We start from the raw sequence: 20,591 nt of genomic DNA on the forward strand, positions 1-20,591 counted from the left end.
CCGCTCGACCACCCACGCAAGGACCTCTTGTCATGCTTCACACTGTTCCGCCGCTACCGGCCGAGGTGCCGCAGGCGCCCGCCCGGATTGTGACGGGCCTCTACCTGCGGTGCCTGCGCGAGGCGCAGGGCATCAAGCTGAAGGACGCGGCCTGGGACGTCAGGATGTCCGCATCGGCCGTCAGCCGGTGGGAGCGGGCCGAGTCCCCTATCCGGCCGGACGTGCTCAGCACGCTGCTGCGGCGCTACGGGGTGGCGGGCAAGGACCTGGCCTTCCTGACGGGGAGTCTCCCCCCGCAGGACTACGACCGCGCGGAGCATGAAGAGCAGGGTGAGGGCCGGCGCGCCCCGTACGACAGTTGGGCGGACGTGGCCGGTGACGAGGCGACGGCCCGGCACATCGCCGTGATGTGTTCGGCGAGCGAGGTCATCCAGTACTGCATGCTGGTGCCCGCCGGTCTGCGTACCCAGGAGTACCAGCAGGTCGTGCTGGACCCGGATGTGTGCGTTACCCCTGACGAACCGGTGCTTGGGCTGCCGACGTGGGTGCATCACGTGCCATGGGCCGAGCGGCAGCGGCGGGCCGTGCTGCTGGACGAGACCGTGTTGTTTCGGGGGCACGACACTTACCCATCGACGGTGGCAGGCCAACTGCGGCATCTGGCCCGTCTCATGGCCCAGGAGAACTCCGATGGGCAAGGCCTGACCATTCGTATCCTGCCGCTGAGCGAGGTGCGGTTCGTCCACACGGTCGGTCCGGTCGCCGAGGTGACGATCCACGGACACCGCATGGTGGTGCGAGTCGGTCTCTTCCCCTCCTACGAGACTGGCTCCGGCGCCGCCCGGGGCATCGGCGCCGGTCTGCAGGAGGCCGTCGGCGCCGCGTGGAGTCGTGAGGCGACGTACGAAGCGTTCATGAGCGCGGCCGAGGGTATGGAGCGGAGGGCCGCCTCATGATCGCCATCGTCCGGCTGCTCGCTGCCCTGCTCGGCGCCACATCGCCGGAGGGGCCCATGAGCAGGCTGCTCGCTCTCGACGAGGCGGCTTTTGCCCGCCGCGTCCGGGACCGGCGGCGTCCCGACAGCGCGGGCCACAACGTCCCGGGGGCCGATCACGCCCGTGCGCATGCGGGGGTGAGCGTATGACTTCCAGGCTCCCCGACGGCTACTTCAGGAGTCCGACCGTCGCTCGGGTGCAGGACCATCTCGACGGCGGCACCGACAATTACACCTCGGACCGGGATTTCACTCACGACCTGTTCGCTGCGGCGCCGTGGCTGCCGGCCAGTGTGCGCGTCAACCGCGCACACGGCCCCCGGGTCCTCAACTGCCTCACGCGGGAGTACAACATCGATCAGGTCATCGACCTGGGATGCGGCCTGCCCCACGACGACAACCGCTACCTTCCCGACGAGGTGCGCCGCATGGTGTACGTCGACTCCGACCCCGGGGTGGAGGCCCATGCGCGGATGGCCCTGGCCGAGCGGCACGGCACGGCGTCGCTGCGGGCGGATCTCGAGGACATGCCGGCCCTTCTGGCTGCCGGACCGATCGCGCGGCTCGACCATGGCCGGCCGATCGGGGTGCTGCTGCACGACGTCCTGCCGTGGATCAGCGACGAGACGGCGCACACCGCCCTGGCGGCGTTGAGGTCCTGGTTGCCGCCCGGCTCCGTGCTGTCCGTCACCCACGCCACCACGGACACGGCACCCAAGGCGATGGCCTCCCTCACCCGTCTCTACGCGAAGGCGGGCATCGGCTTCCGGCCCCGCTCCGGGCAGCAGATCCGCGATCTGCTCCGCTCCTGGACGCCGCTAGAGGCGGACGGGCCGGTGACCACCGCCTCCTGGCGCCACCCCTCTCGCTTGCACCCGCACTGGGACCCCTCGCACGCCTACGCCATCCTCGCCTCTCCTGGAGACCGCACCTCATGACCACCCTGCCGCATTTCCCCCACCCCCCGGCTGTTCGTCGGCCGCGCATCGAGGACTACGCGCTCATCGGAGACATGCAGACCGCTGCTCTGGTCTGCCGAGATGGAAGCGTCGACTGGCTGTGTCTGCCGCGCTTCGACTCCGCCGCGGTCTTCGCCGGCCTGCTCGGCACCGACGAGCACGGGTCTTGGCGGATAGCCCCCACCGTCGCGGCCGGTGTGCCCGCGCCGTACGCGGACCGGCGCCGCTACGTGGGCGACAGCCTCATCGTCGAGTCCGAGTGGGACACGAAGACCGGAACGGTCCGCGTACTTGACCTGATGCCGCCCCGGGACGGGCACGGCCCGCAGCTGATCCGTATCGTCGAGGGCGTCACCGGCACAGTGGAGATGGCGTCGGTCCTCTCCCCGCGGTTCGGCTACGGCCGGACAGTGCCGTGGATCTACGACGAGGACGGCCGGACGGTTACGGTCAGCGGGCCCGACGCCCTGTGGCTCGACACGTCCGTGCCGGGCACCGAGAAGGACGGCACCGTCCACCACACCTTCACTGTCACGGCCGGCGCGTGGGTGGCCTTCGCCCTGAGCTGGCACCCCTCCCACGCTGCCCCGCCCGAAGTCCCCGACGCCGAGGCCGTCCTCGCACAGACCACGGCCTTCTGGGACGCGTGGGTGGCCCAGCTGCGTTACGACGGCCCGTACCGCGAGCCGGTCGTCCGTGCCCTGATCACTCTCAAGGCCCTGACCCACGGCCCCACCGGCGGGATCGTCGCTGCGCCCACCACTTCGCTGCCGGAGGAGATCGGCGGGGTCCGCAACTGGGACTACCGGGCGTGCTGGTTGCGCGATTCCGCGGTCACCCTGTCCGCGCTGCTGCGCACCGGGTACCGGGACGAGGCGACCGCGTGGCGGCGGTGGCTGCTGCGCACGCTGGGCGGGGATCCGGAGAACCTGCAGATCATGTACCGCATCGACGGGCGCCGGGAGCTGCCCGAGCGGGAGCTGCCGTGGCTGCCCGGGTACGAGGGGTCCAGTCCGGTCCGTATCGGAAACGGCGCGGTCGACCAGCTGCAGCTCGACGTACCCGGAGAGGTCGTCGAGACGCTCTTCCTCGCTCACCAGCACGGGGTCGCGCGCTGTGAGAACACCGAGGCGCTGATCCTCCAGCTCGTCGACTACGTGCGCCTGCACTGGCGCGAACCCGACGACGGCATCTGGGAAGTCCGCGGCGGGCGGCGTCACTTCACGCACTCGAAGGTCATGTGCTGGGTGGCGGTCGACCGTGCCGTCCGCCTCGTCAGGGGCGGTGTCCTGGACGCCGATCTCGACGCGCTGACGGCCCTGCGGGACGAGATCCACGCCGATGTCTGCGCCAAGGGATACGACCCTGTCCGCAACTCCTTCACCCAGTCGTACGGCTCACAGGAGCTGGACGCCTCGCTGCTGCTGCTCCCCCGCACGGGCTTCCTCCCCCCGGACGATCCGCGGGTGATCGGCACGGTCGACGCGGTGCGCCGGGAGCTGGCGTCCCACGAGGGCCTGGTCCACCGGTACCCGACGGCCGGCGCATGCGAGGGGGTCGACGGTCTGACCGGCGACGAGGGAGCGTTCCTTCTGTGCTCGTTCTGGCTGGTCGACGCGCTCGCGCTCACCGGCCGCACCGGCGAGGCGAGGGAGTTGTTCGAGCGGCTTCTGGCCCTGCGCACCGACCTGGGGCTGCTCGCCGAGGAGTACGACCCGGTCGCCCGCCGACAGCTCGGGAACTTCCCGCAGGCCTTCTCCCTGCTGGGTCTGGCCGAGAGCGCGATATTGCTGGCCGAGTTGGGGGCGGTGTCGCCGGTGATGGCCGCGTGAACGCCATCTCAGCGGTTACGTGCACAGGCCCGCCACGGTGCCTTCGGCATCTGCCGCCTCAGTCCGCCGCCCGCACGCCCGTGAGGATCCGATGACCTCCTTTCTGCAGGAAGCGCTCATAGCGGTGCCGTACGCCGTCGCTGCCGTCGCCGGCGGCACCGCGGTCCACTTCGCCAGGTCGTCCGCACGGCACCGCAAGTCCGCCGCCGACGCCGAACAGCGGGCTGCGGCCCAGGGCGAGGAGGCCCAGCACCTGGCCGGCTCCCGGCTGCCGGGACTCATCTACGCCCTGCAGCACGGAGCCGGCGGCCCGGCCGCGGTCGGTGCCCTTCTCCACCAGGCGCTGGCTGGCACCGACACCGGCCGAGCCCACCAGGCAGTGCTGGAGCAGGTGGCCACGGCACTGTCCGAGGCCACCACACGGTCCGAAGGCGCAGCCCGGGTGGCGGTTCAGGCGGCAACCCGGTCCGTGCAGCCGCTGGGTTACGAGATTCAGGCCGCCATCACCAAGCTCCTCGACGCGGAACACGAGCCCAAGACGCTGGAGCTGGTCCAGCCGATCGATCACGCCGCGAGCCAGATGCTCAGGCGACTGCAGATCCTCGGTGTGCTGACCGGTATGTGGCCCGGCCGCCAGCGAGACGACGTGCTGCTGCTCGACGCGGTACGTGGAAGCATCTCGCGGATCCGCGACTTCCCCCGTGTCCACGTGCCACCCGCCTGTCCCCTCTACGTCGCCGGCCGCTACGTGGAGCCCCTGGTGCTCCTGCTGGCCGAGCTGCTGGACAACGCCGCCCGTCACAGCGCGCCGACGACTCCGGTCGAGGTGTCCTTCGTGGAGACCCACAATGGGGTGAGCATCGAGATCCACGACGCCGGTCCTGGGATGGCACCGGAAGCCCTCCACGAAGCCCAACGGCGCGTGTCCGGCCAGTATCCGGTGGAGTTCACCGGGCTGAGCAACCCGGCCTCGTTCGGCCTCCACGGCGTCGGCGTCCTGGCCGGCCGCTACGGCTTCCGGGTCAGCCTGGACATCGAGCACTCCCGCTACGGCGGAACGCGGGCCGTGGTGCAGGTGCCGCGCACCATGCTCGCCCCGCCGCCCGCCCAGGAGCCCCAGCACACGGTGCACCGGCCGGACACCGCTGAACCGGCGCCCGCCGCACCCACGGAACAGCATCACTCCCCCTACCCGGTGGCCGAGGACGGCCTGCCCGTGCGCCGCCGCGGTACCGCCGCAGCCCCGGCACAGGCTGCGCCCGGCGCCGAACCCCCGCCGCCGCGCGCCGGCCACGGCCTGGCCGCGTTCGCCCGCGGCACCCGATCCGCCCACCACCCGCCCTCCCAGGAGCCGACCTCATGACCACTGCCGACCTGTCCTGGATCCTCGACGAGCTCGTCGACTTCCCCAGCGCCCAAAACGCCGTACTGCTCTCCGCCGACGGCCTGCGCATGGCCGCTTCCCGCGACGTCACCGACGACCTGGCCGACCACATCTCCGCCACCGCCTCCGGCATGCAGTCCCTCGGCCGCAACGCCGCGACGTTCGTGGGGGACGACGTCACCCCCTGGCAGCAGACGATGATCCAGTACCGCGGCGGCTACCTCTTCCTCGTCGCCGCCAGCGACCGCTCCTACCTGGTGGCGTCCGCGCAGGCCGACGTGGACATCGTCGCCTTCTCGGACCAGATGGCGAAAGTAGTCGAGAGACTGGGACCGGTACTGGGCGTCGCTCCCCGCACAAATGAGGACACACGGGGATGAGCCCGGCGGGGCGCGGTGATGACCGGCTCGTGCGGACCTACGTGGTCACCGGCGGCCGGTCACAGCCCAGCCGCAACCACTTCGACCACATCACGCTCATAACCCTCGCCGCAGCCTCCCCTCACCTCAACCGCGGCGCGCTCAACCCCGAGCAGCTGACGATCCTCGATGCGCTGTCCCACAGCGCCCAGTCGGTCGCCGAGCTCGCAGCCCTTCTCGAGCTGCCGGTGAGCGTGATGCGGATCCTGCTCGCCGACCTCATGGAGGCGGGCCACATCACCACCCGGCAGCGCATCACCGACGCCGCCGACCCGACCCGAAAGCTGCTGGAGGATGTCCTTGCCGCGCTTCAACGGCTCTAGACCCCCGACACTGCGCGGGGACGAGCGCACCGCGAAGGTCCTGGTCGCCGGGCACTTCGGCGCGGGCAAGACCACTTTTGTCCACGGTCTGTCCCAGATCGCACCCGTCAGCACCGAAGAGGTGATGACCAGCGCCGGTGAAGGCATCGACGACCACGCCGGCCTGCCGCAGAAGACCACCACGACCGTGGCGATGGACTTCGGCCGGCTCCACCTCGCCGACGACCTGGTCCTCTACCTCTTCGGAGCGCCCGGCCAGCCCCGCTTCTTCCCCGTCCTCAAGGACCTGGCGTACGGGGCCCTGGGCGCGCTCGTCCTCACCGACACCCGCCGCCTGCACGAGACCTACACCATCCTCGATCTCATCGAGCAGCTCCGCATGCCGTACGCGGTCGCCGTCAACGCCTTCGACGACGCGCCGGTCCACCCCGAGCCGCGGCTGCGGCAGGTCATGGACCTCGCCGGAACGACACCACTGGTCACCTGCGACGCCCGCGTTCCAGCGAGCTCCCGCAACGCGCTGATCGTCCTCATCCGCCACCTCCTGACGCCGGAGTCCGCCCGATGACCGCCCGCCACCCCTCCGATACCGCCCAGTGCCCCGTGCGCGGGCACACCCCGCCGCCTCAGCAGCCCCTGCCGATCTACGGCCCGGGTTTCGACGCCGACCCACAGGCCACCTACCGCCGGCTGCGTGACATCGGCCCGGTCGTGCCGGTCGAGATCTCCCCCGGCGTCTTCGGCTACCTCGCCGTCACCTACCGGGCCTGCCTGCACTTGCTGCGCCACACCCCCGCGCTGTTCCACAAGAACCCCACCCACCACTGGGAGGCCCTGCGCACCGGGCAGATCCCGGCCGACAGCCCGGCCCGGCAGATGATGATGCCCCGGGACAACGCGCTGTGGAAGGACGGCGCGGAGCACCAGCGGCTGCGCGGCGCCATCACCGGTGCGCTCGACCGCATCGACACCTACGCGCTCGCCAGCACCGTCGCCCGCGTCGCCGACAAGCTGATCGACGCCTTCTGCCCGGCCGGGCGGGCCGACCTCGTAGCCCAGTACGCCGACCCGCTGCCGATGCTGACCGTCATCGAGCTGTTCGGCTGCCCGCCCGAGCACGGCCAGCGGATCATCCACCACGTCACCCGCCTGTTCGCCGCCGGGGACGACGCCGCCCAGGCCAACGCCGCACTCGAAGCCGCCTGCCTGGAGCTGGTCCGCCTCAAGCGGGCCCAGCCCGGCCGCGACATCGTCAGCTACCTCATCCAGGCCGAACTCAGCGATGCCGAACTCGTGCAGACACTCGTGCTCATGTTCGGCGCGGCGGCCCCGCCGACCGCCAAGCACATCGGCCGCGGCCTGCAGCGCTTCCTCGCCGGCGAGCGGTTCGCCGGCAACGTGTACACCGGCGTCACCCCGGTCGCCGCCGCCCTCGAAGAGGTGCTGTGGGACGAGCCGCCCGTGCCGAACTACTCCCCGCTGTACGCCCAGGGCCTCCAGTCCGTCGAAGGCGTCACGGTCCACCCCGGGTACCCGATCCTCGTCTCCTTCGCCGCCGCCAACAGCGACCCTGCCGTGGCCGTCGACACCGACCAGCGCGCCGGAAACCGCGGCCACCTGGCCTTCAGCGCGGGCGTGCACGCCTGCCCGGCCCCGGGGCTGGCCCGCGTGATCTCCGAGACCGCCGTCGAGCGCCTCCTGGACCGCCTGCCCAATCTCGCACTCGCCGCTTCCGCCGGCGGTGTGGCGGACCTGCCCGGCACCTTCCTCGCCGGCCCTGCCTCGCTCCCCGTGCACTTCCAGCCCGCTCCCGCACCCACCGGAAGGTGACCACCATGCCCGCCACCCCCACGTCCGCATCCCAGAGCTCCCTCGCCGGCTGCCCCTACCGCCTGGACGGCACCGGCTCCGACATCCACGGCGAAGCCGCCGCCCTGCGCGACCGCGGTCCGGCCACCCGCGTCCTTCTGCCCGGTGACATCCCCGCGTGGTCCATCACCGACCCCGGCCTCATACGCCGCCTGCTCACCCACCCCGACATCTCCAAGGACGCGGCGCAGCACTGGCCCGCCTACACCAGCGGGCAGCTCCCGGCCGACTGGCCGCTGCGGATCTGGGTAGACGTCCGCAACGCCCTGTCCGCCTACGGCACCGAACACCGCCGGCTGCGCCGCCCCTTGGCCGCCGCGTTCGCCACCCGCCGCGTGCGGGCGCTGATACCGCAGATCGAGGAGATCACCCGCACTCTCCTGGACGAGGTCGCAGTCGCCGGCCCCGACCAGGAGGTGGACCTGCGCGACATGTTCGCCTGGCGCCTGCCGCTGCGGGTCGTCAACGTCCTGCTCGGCGTGCCCGACGACCTGCACGACGACTTCCGCGACGCCGTCGGAGCGCTCTTCGTCACCAACGCCACCCCCGAGGCCGCCGCGGCGGCCGGCCAGCGCGTCTACGAGCTGATCGGGAAGCTCATCGACCACAAGCGTCAGACACCCGGCGACGACGTGACCAGCACCCTCGTCGCCGCGCACGCGGAGGGCGAACTCAGCGACCAGGAACTCGCCGACAGCTTCGTCCTCCTCATCGGCGCCGGCCACGAGACGACCGTCAACCTCCTCGACCACGCCGTCACCCACCTGCTCACCCACCCCGACCAGCTCCACCGGGCCACCTCCGGCCACACCCCCTGGGAGCAGGTCGTCGACGAGGCACTGCGGCTGGAAGCACCCATCGCAACGATCATCATGCGTTTCGCGGTGCGCGACGTCACCGACGAACCCACCGGCATCACCTTCGCGAAGGGCGACGCCATGGTGATCAACTACGCCGCCGCCGGCCGCGACCCCGCCGTCCACGGCCCCGACGCCGACCGCTTCGACACCAACCGCCCCACCGCGCACCAGCACTTGGCCTTCGGCCACGGCGCGCACATGTGCCTGGGCGCCGAACTCGCCCGCATCGAGGCGCGCATCGCACTCGACGCGCTCTTCACCCGGTTCCCCGACATGCGGCTCGCCGTCGAGGCCGACCAGCTCCGTCCGCTGCCCAGCTTCATCTCCAACGGCCACCAGAGTCTCCCCGTCCGCCTCGGCCAGCCGGCCGCCTGACCCCCACCCGCCAGGACCTCAGATGACCACCATGACCGCCGCTCCGATGCCGCCACTGTCCGAAGCGGCCAAACGCGTCGCCGCACGCCTCGTCTACGGCGAAACCGACGCCGTGATCGCCGCGCACCTGTCCCTGTCCGTGCACGGTGTGAAGAGTCAACTCCAGGTGGCCCGCAGACACGTGGGCTGCCCGCCCAGGACCCGCCGGGCAGTGCTTGTGCACGCGCTCCTCACCGCCCGGCTTGTCGACCCGCCCGCGTGCCGCAGGCCGGCCCCGCGCCTCACCGAAAGCGAGCAGCGGCTCCTGCACGCCCTTACCCGGCACTCCCTCAACGCCGTCATCGGCGCGGCCGTCGGCGTCTCCACCCAGGACGTGCGAGCCGGCATCAGTTCTCTCCTGACCAAGACGTGCGCGGACAACACAGCGCACCTGGTGGGCCTCGCCCACGCCTGGAAGCTCTTCGACGCCGCTCCCGCTCAGAAGGTCCTGGCAGAGCCGGCCGCAGCCGCGGGAGCCGCACAGTGAAAGCGACCGTCACGGCCGCCGCGGCCGTCACCGCCCCTGCGGCCCCCAAGAGGGGGGCGGACCAACCGGTCTACGAGGTACGTCCACTCAAGACACCCGCTGCCCGAGCCGAAGCCGCCGCTCTCGCCGAGGAACGCATCCACGCACTCGCCGCGCAGCGCATCGCCCCGCCCTACCCGCAGGCCCCGGCCGCCTTCCGGCAGGACAGGAACGAAGCCGTCGGGCTGTACGAGAACGACGAAGATCCGGCCCTGATCGGATGTCTCCTCCTCCACCGGGGCCTTGGGCACCGGGTGGCCGGCGTCCCCACGCCGGGACTGCGGGTCTCGCTCTTCCACACCGCGCCCCACCGTGACGGCCGCGCCGGATGGCGGATGACGATGTGGCTCCGGGACTACGCAGCCCGACAGCAGACATCGTGGGTCTGCGCCGAGGCGCCGGGCCGGCACTCCGGCCCCACCAGGCGCACTGACCGACTCCTGGGCCATCTGCGCGACCTCGGATGGGAGGTGACCGGCTCCGGCCTGGGGCCGGACGGCCACCGGCTGACACGGCTGCGGCTGCCCGCGGCCGCCTCACCCGGCCTCAGCGCGATGATCCGCTGCAGCGTCCCTCTCCGCGCGGCAGGCAGCCCCGCACCAAAGGAGGCGGCCCAGCGATGACAGCGTCACTGCGCCGGACCGCCACCGCCGCGCCTCGCCTGCCCCGGCCGCCCGCACCGGGCTGGCCGTTCCCCGAACCGGGCTCCGCACAGCCGTGGATTCCGTACGACCGCACGGTTGCTGTCGAATGCGGCCGGCACTTCGACGCGGTGCGCGTGCGCGCCGACATCGCCACGCCGGCTCTCCAGCGCCTCGGAAGTCGCACCGGGCCCGTCCTGGCAAACGACATCACCCGTGTCTGGTGGTTCCTCCTGGCACCCGGCAACGTTCAGCACGGCCTGTGGAGCCCCGGGGTACGGGTCCTGCGCCCCGGCACGCGGATCGGTATCCCGCCCCTCCACATCACCACCGGCAAGGACGTGCGCTGGGTGGTCGCACCAGGCCACGGTGCCACCTCCCCCGACCGGCTCCACGAAGCCCTGACCGCCGCGGTGGTCCCCGCGCTCGGCGAGGACCGCTCCGGCACACGCCGACTCTCCCGCCCGCAGCCACACGGCGGGCAGCCACGCCCCCTCACTCCCGCGCAACTACGCGTCGGCGAACACCTCCTCGCCGGGTACAGCGTTCAGGAGACAGCCGACGAGCTGGGAGTGTCCGTCCCCACCGTCCGCGGGCACTTGGCGGGCATCAGCGACCGGGCCGGTGGCACCACCTCCGCCGGCCGAGCCACCGCCCTGCTCACCGGCCGGCACCTGCCCCCGCCGCCGGCCGGCAAGATCGACGCCCCCGAGTTCACCGTGCTCGACCTGACGGTCCTGCGCGTGCTCGCCGAAGTCTCCACCGAAGCGGCCCTCCCCGCGCAGTTGCGTCACAAGCCCGCTCTCCGGGTGTACGCCGCCGGCCTTCGCCAGCGGGCGGGCGCCCGGAGCGACGCTCACCTTGTGGGCCTGGCCTACGCCTGGGGTCTGCTGGGCCCCACGGCCGAGCCCTCACCCGCACCGGCCTCGGGAGCAGACCGGTGACCGGTAACACCGTCCGCCGAACCGTGGTTCATTCCGACGGTGCACCAGGCATGCCCGGCCCTGCTTCTGCCGCCGTGCCGTGCGAACCGGACTGTGACGCTCCCTCTCTGCCGCCTGTCCTGGTCGGCGCGCTGATGCGCCACTACCGGACGCGCGCCGGGCTGAGTCTGCGGAAAGCCGGGACCGTCGTCCATGCCTCACCCAGCCAGATCGGCGCTCTGGAGAAGGCCCAGCGTGCCCTGTCCGACACGAGCGTGCGCGCCCTGCTGGATGCCTACGACACACCCGTTCACGAGATCCAGCAGGCACTCACGCTCCTGGCCCATCCCGAGCACCAGCACCGGATCGACTTCTTCACCGCATCCCCGGCATGGGGGGACGCGCTGACAGCCGGCTCGCATTCCCTTCACGTCTACAGCGCCTCCCCCGCATCGCTGTCCCTGTTCTCCTCTGCCTCCTCACCCGCACCCGGCGCACCGGGCCGGTCTCTGGCTGCCCCGGGCCGGTGCCGGGTGGTACTGCTCCTGCACGAGAGTCTGCTGGACCTGGCGCGTGCCGGGCACCCGGCCCTACCTCACCTTGTCCGTCTGGCGGAGAGCAGAACGATCAGCATGCACCTCGTGCCGGACCAACTCGCCGCCCCTGGGCCGCTGCTGGCCGAGTACACGTACACGGCGTGGGGCTGGGACGGAAGCGCCGCCGAACGCCTGCGGCGCCAGCTGTTCGTCACCCATCCGCATGATGGTGCGCCGGGCAGTGTATGCAACGGGCCTGCGGCCGTGGCTGAACGCCAACTGCTGCAGCAAGCCGTTCGCGCCGCGCGGCCGCTCCAGTGGAGTCTCCTCAGGCTGAGACAAGCCGCCCGTGCCCAGCAGCAGGTCACACCGGCCGACGCGCCTCATGCCCGCCCCGGCCGCCCGGTTCACGCCCCCGTCTTCGGCTCCGGTCCGGCATTCCCACGCAACGGCCCGCGAGAGCTCGCTCAGGAATCCCCCTCACGCCCTACCAGCGACGTCGAGCACACCCCCAGCGCCTTCCGCCCCGCCTGATCACCCAACACCACAGCCCTGCGGCAAGTAAGGAAAAGCATGCCCGCCATCCTTCGCACCCCTGCCCCGCCGACCCTTCTGACGCCCACCGAAAGGAGCGTCATCGAGAAGATCGCAGCAGGTCTGTCCACCCAGCAGGCCGCCGACGAACTCGGAATGAAAGTCGGCACGCTGAGTACGCACCTGTCGAACATCGGCTACAAGTTCGGTGTCATCTCACGTCCGGCCAAGGTCCATGCTGCGCTGGCCAGCAGGCAGGCGCCCGCGCCGAAACCGGCAGGCCCCCGCCCAGACTTCACTGCGGACGAATTGCTGCTCCTGCACGCGGTCGCAACCCGTTCCTCGGACCAGGAGATCGCGGTGGCCGCGGACCTCACCGGCATCTCCCCGGCCCGGGTGAAAGTCCGCATCCGCAAATTGGCCGATAAGGCCGGCGCGAATGGCGCCGCCCACCTGGTCGGCCTGGCACATGCCTGGCAGGTCCTGGGCGCCCGCACCGACGCGCAGCCCAGCACCTCGACCGTCCCAGCCCCCAGACAGTGCTGATCTGCACTTCCCTTTCCCCAGGTCCGAGTCGACGAGGGAGACAGACTGTGACCGCGATGCTGCTGGACGCCGAGGCCTCCCGCTGCCCGGTGTCCGGACCCCGGCTGGAACCCGCGATCGTGATGCGGTCCGACCAGCGGGTCCACGTCCCCCGGCTCCGGGTGAGCCGCAACGGACTCACCTACAAGGGTGCCGGCCCGACGGACCGCGATCCCGAGGGGTTTCTGTGGCCGCAGGTCGCCGGCCCAGAGACCGGCCGCTACCTCTACACGGACGTCAATCCGGTCAAGCAGCGCCGCGCGATGCAAAGCGCGCACCGGCTGCTGTGCCAGGTCGGAATGGGCCCGGCGACCAGAACGCCGGCCGGCGTGCTGTGGCTCGTGCCCAAGGCCACCGGCACGCCCCAGGACCCGGTCAGCCCACGGTGGCCGGAGATCAGAACGGCCGAGCCCCCGGTGTGCGCTTTCCACGCCCCGTACGCCGCTCGCGGCTGCAAACGGATGCGCCGTTTCGGGTACGGCGCCTTCTTCGCTCGCGAGGCGGAGCTCGTCGCCGTCGAGGGCACCGTGTACCGGCCCTCGTCTGCCGGAGGGATCGAGGTCTTCAAGGGAGTGGTCTGTGAGCTGGACCAGACCGACCAGAAGGGGCGGGCCGAGAACGCCATCGATCCGCGCTTCATGCTCGCCCGTCACCTGGTGCGGCACCTTCGCATCATGACCCCGGTCGACCTGGCCGACCCGGAGCTCTACCGTGACGCCGTCCCCTGCAACCAGGAAGAGGGGTGAGCAGCGTGCGCGTACACCTTCTGCCCACCACCCGGGCCAGCGACCACCCGTCCTTCCGTTCCCTCCTGGCCGACCCCGTCATGGCCAATCGGAGAATCGCTGGCCGGGCCAAGGGCTTCCCCCCACTTCCCGTTCCGGTCGGCGGCCGGCGCCAGGCTCCGGGGGCAGTCGCATGAACAGGGCGGTGTCGGTTCGCGGCTCCTCGCCGAGGAATGAGGATCTCGAGCGGATCGTGCTGGATGAGCTCAAGTGGTCGAGGTCGGGGTTCGCCAAGAGGATCCGCGAGCATTGTGCGGCCACAGGCCATCCCCGATCCGTGAGCACAAGCACGGTGGCGCGATGGTGCATGGGGGCGCAGCCGGGTCCAGAGCTGGCAGCTGCTGCGTGCCATGTCCTGACCCAGGCGTGCAAACGCCAGGTGACCCCTGAGAGCCTGGGTTGGTCGTCCGAGGACACGGATGTCGCCGAGCAGGCCCTGCAGTACGGCGATCTGGCACACGCTGTGCGGATGCTCCGGCGGTTGTGGCAGATGGATGCCGTGCCCAGGAGTGCAGCGGTGCGCAGGATGCCGTTCACCCCGAGGCCCTATGCGGTCGAAGCGCTGGTCATGCTGCCCGACACGGAGATCGCCGGGCACGGACAGCGGCGGGTGACCATGGCAGACATCGAGTTTCTGGACGCACACACCGACCTGTACGGCAGGACGGACGCCCGGTACGGGGGCGGACAGTTCCGCTCAGCGTTCGCCGGCTTCCTCGCAGCTCACGCCGTCCCACTGCTCGAAGGACGTTTCAATGCCGGGCGTGGCCGACTGCTGTACGGCAGCGTCGCCGACGCGGTGCTCGCGCTGGCGAGCATGGCCTACGACGATCAGCTGCCGGGCCTGGCTCAGCGCTACGACCTGCAGGCGATGCGGCTGGCGCAGGCGATCGGAGATCGTGGCCGGCTCGCGCGCGGCTGCATTCACCAAGCCCGGCTGGCGGCGATGCGAGGCGACAGTCGTGAGGTGCTGACACATGCCCGCAGCGCAGTGATCGCCGCGTCTGGCGCGCCGGCGCTGGTGCGGGCCTACGTCGCGGTGACGGAAGCGAGAGCGTGGGCCTACAACGGCGACGGCGCGCAGTGCCGGGCAGCGGTGGAACGAGCACGTACCGCGTTCGACCGGGCCGGGCGCGGGTCGGACCCTAGATGGCTGGCGTGGCTGGATCGCCCGGAGTTGGAGGGGCAGGCCGCGTGGGCGCTGGCGATGGCCGGGCTGGCCGAGGAGGGCGAGCAGGCTCTGAAGGTGGCGATGGGTCTGCCGCCGGAGCGTACGCGCGACAGCGTGGAGTTGCTGATCACTGGTGCGGAGCTGGCGCGGCTGCGGGGTGACCAGGCCGAGTGGGAGGAACTGCTGGCGAGAGCGAAGAGGGCCGCCCAGAATCTCAAGAGTCGACGTCTGACCCGGCGCCTGGCCGAGGCCACTGCAGGCGGGCCACTCCACGCTTTTTGACCCTGATCTGGCGGGCCCGGTAGTCACAGATCGGTGTCGTCGAGCCAGGTGAGCTTGGAGCGGACGTCGGCAGCGGGACGGGGCCGGGGCCTATCGCCGGGAATGGGGGTGCCCACGTACAGATAGCCGAGCAGTTGTTCTCCCTCACCGATACCGAGGTGCTTGCGGACCTGCGGCGCGTCCGGGTAGGGCCCGCCGAACCAGACGCCGCCCCAGCCGCGGGCGTCGAGGAGCAGCAGCAGCGTGCTGGCCATCGCGGACGTCGCGGCCAGCTGCTCCCAGCGCGGGATGGCCGGGTGGTCGCGGGGCTGGAAAACGACAGCGAGCATCAGCGGCGCACGCAGATGCTTGGCGGCGACTTTGTCGGCCAGGTCGGCGGTGGGAGCGGCCTCGGCGGCGGCTTCACCGAGCCGGGCCCGGGCGCCCCCGTAGACGGCGATCAGGCGCCAGGGGCGCAACTGCCCGTGGTCGGGTGCGGTGGCCGCGACCTCGAGGAGGTCGAGTAGTTCGTCCGGACCCGGGGCGGGCTCGGTGAGGCGGATGGTGCTGCGCCGGGTGCGGATCGCCGTCTCGACAGTGCCCGCAGCGGGCCGGGAGGCCGGGAGGGTGGTCATCGAGCCGCTCCTGGAGTCTCGGGCAGCACGGTGAACGACTTGCTGGTGGGGGTCGGGGCGGTGAGGTCGGGCGTGTTGCGGGTGAGGCGGTCGAGCAGGGGTGCGGTGGCGGCGGTGGTGGCGACGGCCATGACTACCATGATCGTGAACAGGTTCGTCGTGATGACGCCGAGCTGGAGGCCTATACCGAGGACGACGATCTCGGTGATTCCGCGGCAGTTCATCAGGGTGCCCATCAGCGCTGACCATCGCCAGTCGCAGCCGGCGAGCCGGGCGGCCCCGGCGGCGCCGACCCACTTACCCGTCACGGCGACTGCCAGGATGAGCGCAGCCCACCCCCATTGTCCGGTCGGGAGGGCGGCGAGGTCGGTGTGCAAGCCGATATCGACGAAGAACAGCGGTAGCAGCACGGGGACGACCACCGCATGGAGGCGAGCAGCGCCGCGTTCGAGGGAGGGCAGCCCACGTGGCATGGTCGCGCCGGCCAGGAAAGCACCGATCGCGGGATGGATGCCGATCTGGTCGGTGGAGTAGGCGGCCAGGAGCAGTCCGGTGACCATCAGCACGGTCACCAGGTCGTCGGAGGTGCGGGCGGCTCGCTCCAGCGTTCGCTTCGTGAGGGGCCGCGCCGCCGCCAGTACGGCGGTGAGGGCGATGGCCAGGGCGAGGGCGGTGAGTGCGTCCAGCGGGGAGCCGGCGGTGGAGAGGGAGGTGACGGCGATGAGCAGGCACCAGGCGAGGGCGTCGTCGGCGGCGGCGCACGCGAGCGCGAAGGTGCCCAGGCGGGTAGTGGCCAGGCCCTTGTCGGCGAGGATCCGTGCGAGGACGGGAAAGGCAGTGATGGACAGCGCGGTGGCGATGAACAGGACGAACGGCAGTTGCTGCACTCCGGGCGGCGCAAGGGCCGGGTACATCGCGAGTGCAAGGCCAGCACCGAAGGCGAGGGGCAGCAGGATGCTGCCGGCGGCCACGGAGGCAACGGCACGGCGGGCGGTACGCAAGGAGCCCAGGTCGAGTTCGAGGCCGATGAGGAAGAGGAAGACAAACAGGGCGAGGTTGCCGAGCATGGAGGTGTATGGCAGGACGGCAGGCGGCAGGAGGAAGTGCTGGGCGTCGGGGGCGAGCCAGCCGAGGAGAGAGGGGCCGAGGAGGATACCGACGGCCATCTCGCCGATGACGGGCGGCTGGCCGAGGCGGCGGGCGGCCCAGCCGCCGGCCTGACAAGCCAGCACGACGGCGGGGACGGCAATGAGGACGAGTGAGAGGGAATCGGACAAGGCGGGGATCCTCCAGGGACAGCGGCGAAGGGCGTGCGTGAGCGGCCCGGAAGCCTGAAGCGGGCCGCTTTGAGGGGACGACGGGAGTCAGGTGCGCAGCAGAGGCAGGGTGGTGCAGCGCAGGGATCCGGGGATGCGGGTGACCTCGCTGTAGTCGACGGTCAGGACCTCAATGCCGCGGGCGGTCAGGGCAGCGCCGATCCGGTCGCTGCCGGCGGCGACCACGGTCGTGGTGGGGGCGATGGCCAGGACGTTGACCTGGACGGCGCGGGCCTCGATGTCGGTGACCGGGATGAGGTCGTCGAAGTGGGCGTCGAACCAGCGGTTCTGTTCGGCGGTGAATACCTCGCGGTGGATCAGGGCGGTGCCGGGTGCGACCACGGCGAGGTGGTCGTCGAGATGGACGATCCCCTTGACCTTGAAATGCACAGGGACGACCTCGCGGTCGACGCCGTGCCGGGCGAGGGCTTCCTGGAGGGCGGCCGCACCGTCGGGACTGGTCTCCTCGCTCAGGCCGACGAGGACTCGGCCGGTGTCGGGGAGCAGGACGTCACCGCCCTCGATGGTGCCGCGCGTGAGGTCGACGGGTCGTAGTCCGAGTGTGGGGTCGGTCAGGGCGTCGGTCTCGGGCAGGCGGTGTTGGGAGTTCAGGCGGGCCCGGAACAGGACGTGGTCGACGGCGAAGGCGATGTCGCGCGGGTAGTGCTGGGCGGAGCAGTCCGGCGCGGCAGGGAGCAGGACGACTTCGGCGCCGTGGTCGCGCAGCAGGCCGATGAGCTGGTCCTGCTGGGCGCGGACGACGGCGGGGTCGTAGGAGGTCCAGCTGCTGGTGGTCTGCTGGCGGGCGAGGATGGGATGAACGTCGGGGCCGGCCAGGGGGCGGGTGAAGTCGCCGGCGTGTCTCATGGCGACGCGGCGCAGGGTTCCATACTCGGTGGCGGCATGGGTGGCGGTGGGCACGGGTCCTCCGGTGCGGGCGCTGGTGATGCGGGAGGGAGGCAGCCCCGGCACGCCCCGGCGGCGGGATGCCTGCGGGGGCGGGCGCTGTCAGGTGCGCCTGCCCCCCGCAGGGGTCCGGGGTCAGCCGGCCGCCGCGTGCCGGTTGTCGTCCTGGGCCAGCCAGGGGGCGGCCTCGGCGAGCCGGTTCAGGTTGGTGGGCACCAAGGCCGGGTCGGTGTCGTGGTGGTCGAGGGCGGTGGCGAGGATGCCGATGATCGTGTCGTCGCCGTAGTCCCGGGCGGCGATGTGGCTGCCGCACACGCCGCAGAAGCCGCGGGCGGCCTTGCCCGGGTAGGTGTCGAACCAGATCGGTTCGGCACCCGTCCACTCCAGCCCCGCCATCGGGAAGCCGACCCACCACTGGAACGGCGCGCCGGAGCGCTGGGCACAGTGGCTGCACTTGCAGATGTGCGGGTCGTCCACCGGGCCGGTGACGGTGAAGCGGATCTTTCCGCACAGGCAGCCGCCGGAGCGGACCTCGGAGCCGGTGGCGGAGACAATCTCGGTCACTAGTTCAATTCCCTTGCACGATAGGCCAGTTGGGTCCACCAGTGTGCCATCGCGTTGAAGATCTGCAGGAAGCCCTCCAGGGCCTGGGGCAGGTCGAGGTGGAAGAGGTCACTCTGACGGATGAACCGGGCCAAGCCCTCGATGTGGGCCTCTTCCACGCTCATGCCGCCGACCTGCGCGGCCTCGTGACCCTCGTCGAGGTGGAGCCGGTAGTAGTAGTCCAGGTGTTTCAGCCCCGCACCGCTGGTCCCCGTGGTCAGCTCGCCGTACCGGTCGGTGATCTCCCGCAGGATCTCGGTCTCGGCGACGGCGACGCCCTCGGTGGCGTAGTAGCCGCCGGCGATGAGGCTGGTCATGTGGGAGTTCACGAGGACCTGGTGCTGGAGGACCAGCTTGGCGGTCTCGTCGGTGGGGACGTGCCCGTTGACGAGCAGGCCGAGGTCGGCGAGGAGCGCGCGGGTGTAGAGGATGTAGTGGGCAGGGACCTTGCCGGGCTCGCCACCCTCCTCCAGGAAGTTGCGGTCGAACTCGTGACCGAGGGCGGGACAGGAGCCGTATACCTGCTGGGCGGCCAGCCGCAGGAACTGGGCGTTGTGCCGGGCGAAGACGGCGAGCTCGGCGATGTACATGCGGGCCTGGGCGGCAGTGAGGCTGCGGGGGTCGACCAGGGCGCGGATCTGCCGGTAGACCGTGTCGATCATGGGCTTCAGGTGCTTGTCGACGAGGTCGTCACCGCTGTTGCGGGTTCCCTGGAGGGTGGCGTGGATGTAGCTGCGGGTCTCCGGGTTCGCCTTGAGGTACGCCTCGACGAGGCTGGTGCCGCGCAGGGTGTCGAGCGTGGACGCGGGTGCGGTGGTGGTCACTCGGTCTCCTCGGTCGTGGTGGTGACGGTGAGGCCGCCGGTCGCGCCGAGCGTGCGGATCGCGGCGATCACCTTCGGGTCGTCGGGAAGGCGGGTCGGGCCGTTGTTGAGGCTCTCGACCAGGCTGGGGGTGAGGACGGCGGGGTCCGCCGCCGTCTCGCAGCCGCGGAGGAACGCCTGCTCGCCGGTGACCATCAGCCGGTAGGGGGCACGGACCGCGACGCTCGCGCCGGGCGCGAGGCCGGCAGCGGCGAACGCGGCGGCGGCCTCGTCGCGGGCGAGGTCGTTCTCGGTCTGCTGCCAGCCGCCGTTGCTGAGGACGGTGTGCCAGCGCTGGTGGGCGTGCGTCTTGGCGGCGGCCGGCGCCTGCTCGGCGGCGGCGGTGAACGCGGCGGCGGTCACCATGCTCAGGCGGCGGGCGAGTTCGTCGGGGCCGGCGGTCAAGGGCTGCATCGGGGACGGCCTGCCGGCGTCGGTGTCGGGCTCACTGGCCAGCAGGGCGCCGAGCAGGTCCGGTGCGATCCAGGACCGGGCGATCGCGGTGTCGGGGAAGGTGTAGAGGGGAATGGCGATGGAGACGGAGAACTCGCTCTGCCGGCCGACGTGGAAGACCCGCTCGGGCAGGAAAAGGGCGTCGCCGGGCTCCAGGGCGAAATGCTCGCCGTGCTCCAGGAGCCACGTGTAGTCGCCGTACAGGGGGTCGCTGCCGCCGGTGAGCTTGCGGTACTCCTCGGCCGGCCAGCAGTAGAAGTCCTTGGTGCCGGGCCCGTAGTGGGTGAGGAACGCGTTCTCGTAGCCCTCGTGGACGCCGAAGGCGGTGCCGCTGTAGTTGCCGACGAAGGCGACCAGCTCGGCGCCGCCGGCCGGGACGCCCCAGCCGTCAATCAGCGCGCCGACGAACTCGCCCAGGCCTGCGGCCAGCGGCTCGCTGACGCTCTCCAGGGTGTTGAGGACCAGGCTGAAGCGCTCTGCGCCGACCTGCTCCTGCATCCACGCAGGGAAGCCGCCCTCCGGCCAGCTGTCGGTGGCCAGCACCTTGTCCACCAGGTCGGGGCGGTGCTCCTCACCCACATACACCCGGGCGTTCGCGGTGATCTCCCGCCCGGCGGCGTGGGCGCGGCGGATCGCGGCGAAGCCGTCCAGGACGGCGTCCGCGTTCGCCGCCGAGGCGGGGACGATGCCTTTGAACAGGTGCGGGCGGGTCATGCTGTCGGTCTTCTCGGGCAGGGTGTCGGTCCAGAACGCGCGGGGCGGGGGCCACGCCTCTGTGCTGTTACTCATGGCCGGGTACT

Annotated in this window: 23 protein-coding genes; 17 read left to right on the top strand and 6 right to left on the bottom strand. The window is 71.3% G+C overall.

Annotated elements, in window-relative coordinates:
• The first annotated feature begins 32 nt into the window (after positions 1–32).
• The 17 genes from ACFYOJ_RS33695 (at position 33) to ACFYOJ_RS33775 (ending at position 15,037) form a co-directional block, all read left to right on the top strand.
• The gene (locus ACFYOJ_RS33695) at positions 33–956 is read left to right on the top strand and encodes a Scr1 family TA system antitoxin-like transcriptional regulator (RefSeq protein ID WP_356559530.1); all 924 of its coding nucleotides are present in this window, start codon (positions 33–35) and stop codon (positions 954–956) included.
• A complete protein-coding gene (locus ACFYOJ_RS33700) occupies positions 953–1,144 on the top strand; it encodes a hypothetical protein (protein ID WP_356559532.1) in 192 nt (63 codons plus the stop codon). Before ACFYOJ_RS33695 ends, ACFYOJ_RS33700 begins: the two co-directional genes overlap by 4 nt.
• Positions 1,141–1,932, top strand: coding sequence for an SAM-dependent methyltransferase (locus tag ACFYOJ_RS33705; protein ID WP_388598484.1), 792 nt, complete (start codon positions 1,141–1,143; stop codon positions 1,930–1,932). The genes ACFYOJ_RS33700 and ACFYOJ_RS33705 overlap by 4 nt, the downstream gene beginning before the upstream one ends.
• On the top strand, positions 1,929–3,785 hold the full coding sequence (locus ACFYOJ_RS33710) for a glycoside hydrolase family 15 protein (RefSeq protein WP_356558688.1): 1,857 nt from the start codon (positions 1,929–1,931) through the stop codon (positions 3,783–3,785). Before ACFYOJ_RS33705 ends, ACFYOJ_RS33710 begins: the two co-directional genes overlap by 4 nt.
• A gap of 91 nt (positions 3,786–3,876) precedes the next feature.
• Positions 3,877–5,148 carry an ATP-binding protein gene (locus tag ACFYOJ_RS33715; protein ID WP_356558689.1) on the top strand — a complete coding sequence of 424 codons (1,272 nt, stop codon included), beginning with the start codon at positions 3,877–3,879 and terminating at the stop codon, positions 5,146–5,148.
• A complete protein-coding gene (locus tag ACFYOJ_RS33720) occupies positions 5,145–5,549 on the top strand; it encodes a roadblock/LC7 domain-containing protein (protein WP_356558690.1) in 405 nt (134 codons plus the stop codon). Before ACFYOJ_RS33715 ends, ACFYOJ_RS33720 begins: the two co-directional genes overlap by 4 nt.
• Entirely contained in the window at positions 5,546–5,911 is a 366-nt protein-coding gene (locus tag ACFYOJ_RS33725) for a DUF742 domain-containing protein (RefSeq protein ID WP_356558691.1), read from the top strand. Before ACFYOJ_RS33720 ends, ACFYOJ_RS33725 begins: the two co-directional genes overlap by 4 nt.
• Complete coding sequence (locus tag ACFYOJ_RS33730; protein ID WP_356558692.1) at positions 5,883–6,479, top strand: ATP/GTP-binding protein; 597 nt, start codon at positions 5,883–5,885, stop codon at positions 6,477–6,479. The genes ACFYOJ_RS33725 and ACFYOJ_RS33730 overlap by 29 nt, the downstream gene beginning before the upstream one ends.
• The gene (locus tag ACFYOJ_RS33735; protein ID WP_356558693.1) at positions 6,476–7,741 is read left to right on the top strand and encodes a cytochrome P450; all 1,266 of its coding nucleotides are present in this window, start codon (positions 6,476–6,478) and stop codon (positions 7,739–7,741) included. Before ACFYOJ_RS33730 ends, ACFYOJ_RS33735 begins: the two co-directional genes overlap by 4 nt.
• Positions 7,742–7,746: 5 nt before the next feature.
• Positions 7,747–9,015, top strand: coding sequence for a cytochrome P450 (locus tag ACFYOJ_RS33740; RefSeq protein WP_356558694.1), 1,269 nt, complete (start codon positions 7,747–7,749; stop codon positions 9,013–9,015).
• Between the two features lie 22 nt (positions 9,016–9,037).
• Positions 9,038–9,541 carry a sigma-70 family RNA polymerase sigma factor gene (locus ACFYOJ_RS33745; RefSeq protein WP_356558695.1) on the top strand — a complete coding sequence of 168 codons (504 nt, stop codon included), beginning with the start codon at positions 9,038–9,040 and terminating at the stop codon, positions 9,539–9,541.
• On the top strand, positions 9,538–10,203 hold the full coding sequence (locus ACFYOJ_RS33750) for a hypothetical protein (protein ID WP_356558696.1): 666 nt from the start codon (positions 9,538–9,540) through the stop codon (positions 10,201–10,203). The genes ACFYOJ_RS33745 and ACFYOJ_RS33750 overlap by 4 nt, the downstream gene beginning before the upstream one ends.
• Complete coding sequence (locus ACFYOJ_RS33755) at positions 10,200–11,165, top strand: hypothetical protein (protein WP_356558697.1); 966 nt, start codon at positions 10,200–10,202, stop codon at positions 11,163–11,165. Before ACFYOJ_RS33750 ends, ACFYOJ_RS33755 begins: the two co-directional genes overlap by 4 nt.
• Positions 11,162–12,214: a helix-turn-helix transcriptional regulator gene (locus tag ACFYOJ_RS33760; RefSeq protein WP_356558698.1), complete on the top strand. Its 1,053-nt coding sequence runs from the start codon at positions 11,162–11,164 to the stop codon at positions 12,212–12,214. The genes ACFYOJ_RS33755 and ACFYOJ_RS33760 overlap by 4 nt, the downstream gene beginning before the upstream one ends.
• Before the next feature lie 39 nt (positions 12,215–12,253).
• Complete coding sequence (locus ACFYOJ_RS33765; RefSeq protein WP_356558699.1) at positions 12,254–12,760, top strand: LuxR C-terminal-related transcriptional regulator; 507 nt, start codon at positions 12,254–12,256, stop codon at positions 12,758–12,760.
• Between the two features lie 47 nt (positions 12,761–12,807).
• Positions 12,808–13,545 carry a hypothetical protein gene (locus ACFYOJ_RS33770; RefSeq protein WP_356558700.1) on the top strand — a complete coding sequence of 246 codons (738 nt, stop codon included), beginning with the start codon at positions 12,808–12,810 and terminating at the stop codon, positions 13,543–13,545.
• Between the two features lie 418 nt (positions 13,546–13,963).
• Entirely contained in the window at positions 13,964–15,037 is a 1,074-nt protein-coding gene (locus ACFYOJ_RS33775) for a transcriptional regulator (protein ID WP_356558701.1), read from the top strand.
• A 23-nt stretch (positions 15,038–15,060) separates the two neighbouring features.
• Here ACFYOJ_RS33775 and ACFYOJ_RS33780 read toward each other — a convergent pair whose 3' ends face one another.
• The 6 genes from ACFYOJ_RS33780 to ACFYOJ_RS33805 all read right to left on the bottom strand — a co-directional run bounded on the left by ACFYOJ_RS33780 (position 15,061) and on the right by ACFYOJ_RS33805 (position 20,580).
• Complete coding sequence (locus ACFYOJ_RS33780) at positions 15,061–15,651, bottom strand: nitroreductase (RefSeq protein ID WP_356558702.1); 591 nt, start codon at positions 15,649–15,651, stop codon at positions 15,061–15,063.
• Positions 15,648–16,928 (bottom strand): cation:proton antiporter, encoded by a 1,281-nt coding sequence (locus ACFYOJ_RS33785; protein ID WP_356558703.1) that lies wholly within the window; start codon positions 16,926–16,928, stop codon positions 15,648–15,650. The genes ACFYOJ_RS33780 and ACFYOJ_RS33785 overlap by 4 nt, the downstream gene beginning before the upstream one ends.
• 87 nt (positions 16,929–17,015) lie before the next feature.
• Positions 17,016–17,888 (bottom strand): arginine deiminase family protein, encoded by an 873-nt coding sequence (locus ACFYOJ_RS33790; protein WP_356558704.1) that lies wholly within the window; start codon positions 17,886–17,888, stop codon positions 17,016–17,018.
• Positions 17,889–18,008: 120 nt separating this feature from the next.
• Positions 18,009–18,437, bottom strand: a complete 429-nt coding sequence (locus ACFYOJ_RS33795) for a GFA family protein (RefSeq protein ID WP_356558705.1) — start codon at positions 18,435–18,437, stop codon at positions 18,009–18,011.
• On the bottom strand, positions 18,437–19,300 hold the full coding sequence (locus tag ACFYOJ_RS33800) for a DUF3865 domain-containing protein (RefSeq protein ID WP_356558706.1): 864 nt from the start codon (positions 19,298–19,300) through the stop codon (positions 18,437–18,439). Before ACFYOJ_RS33800 ends, ACFYOJ_RS33795 begins: the two co-directional genes overlap by 1 nt.
• Positions 19,297–20,580 (bottom strand): hypothetical protein, encoded by a 1,284-nt coding sequence (locus ACFYOJ_RS33805; RefSeq protein ID WP_388598490.1) that lies wholly within the window; start codon positions 20,578–20,580, stop codon positions 19,297–19,299. The genes ACFYOJ_RS33800 and ACFYOJ_RS33805 overlap by 4 nt, the downstream gene beginning before the upstream one ends.
• Positions 20,581–20,591: the final 11 nt, after the last annotated feature.

The sequence above is a fragment of the Streptomyces sp. NPDC006384 genome (assembly GCF_042870695.1).
GTDB lineage: Bacteria > Actinomycetota > Actinomycetes > Streptomycetales > Streptomycetaceae > Streptomyces.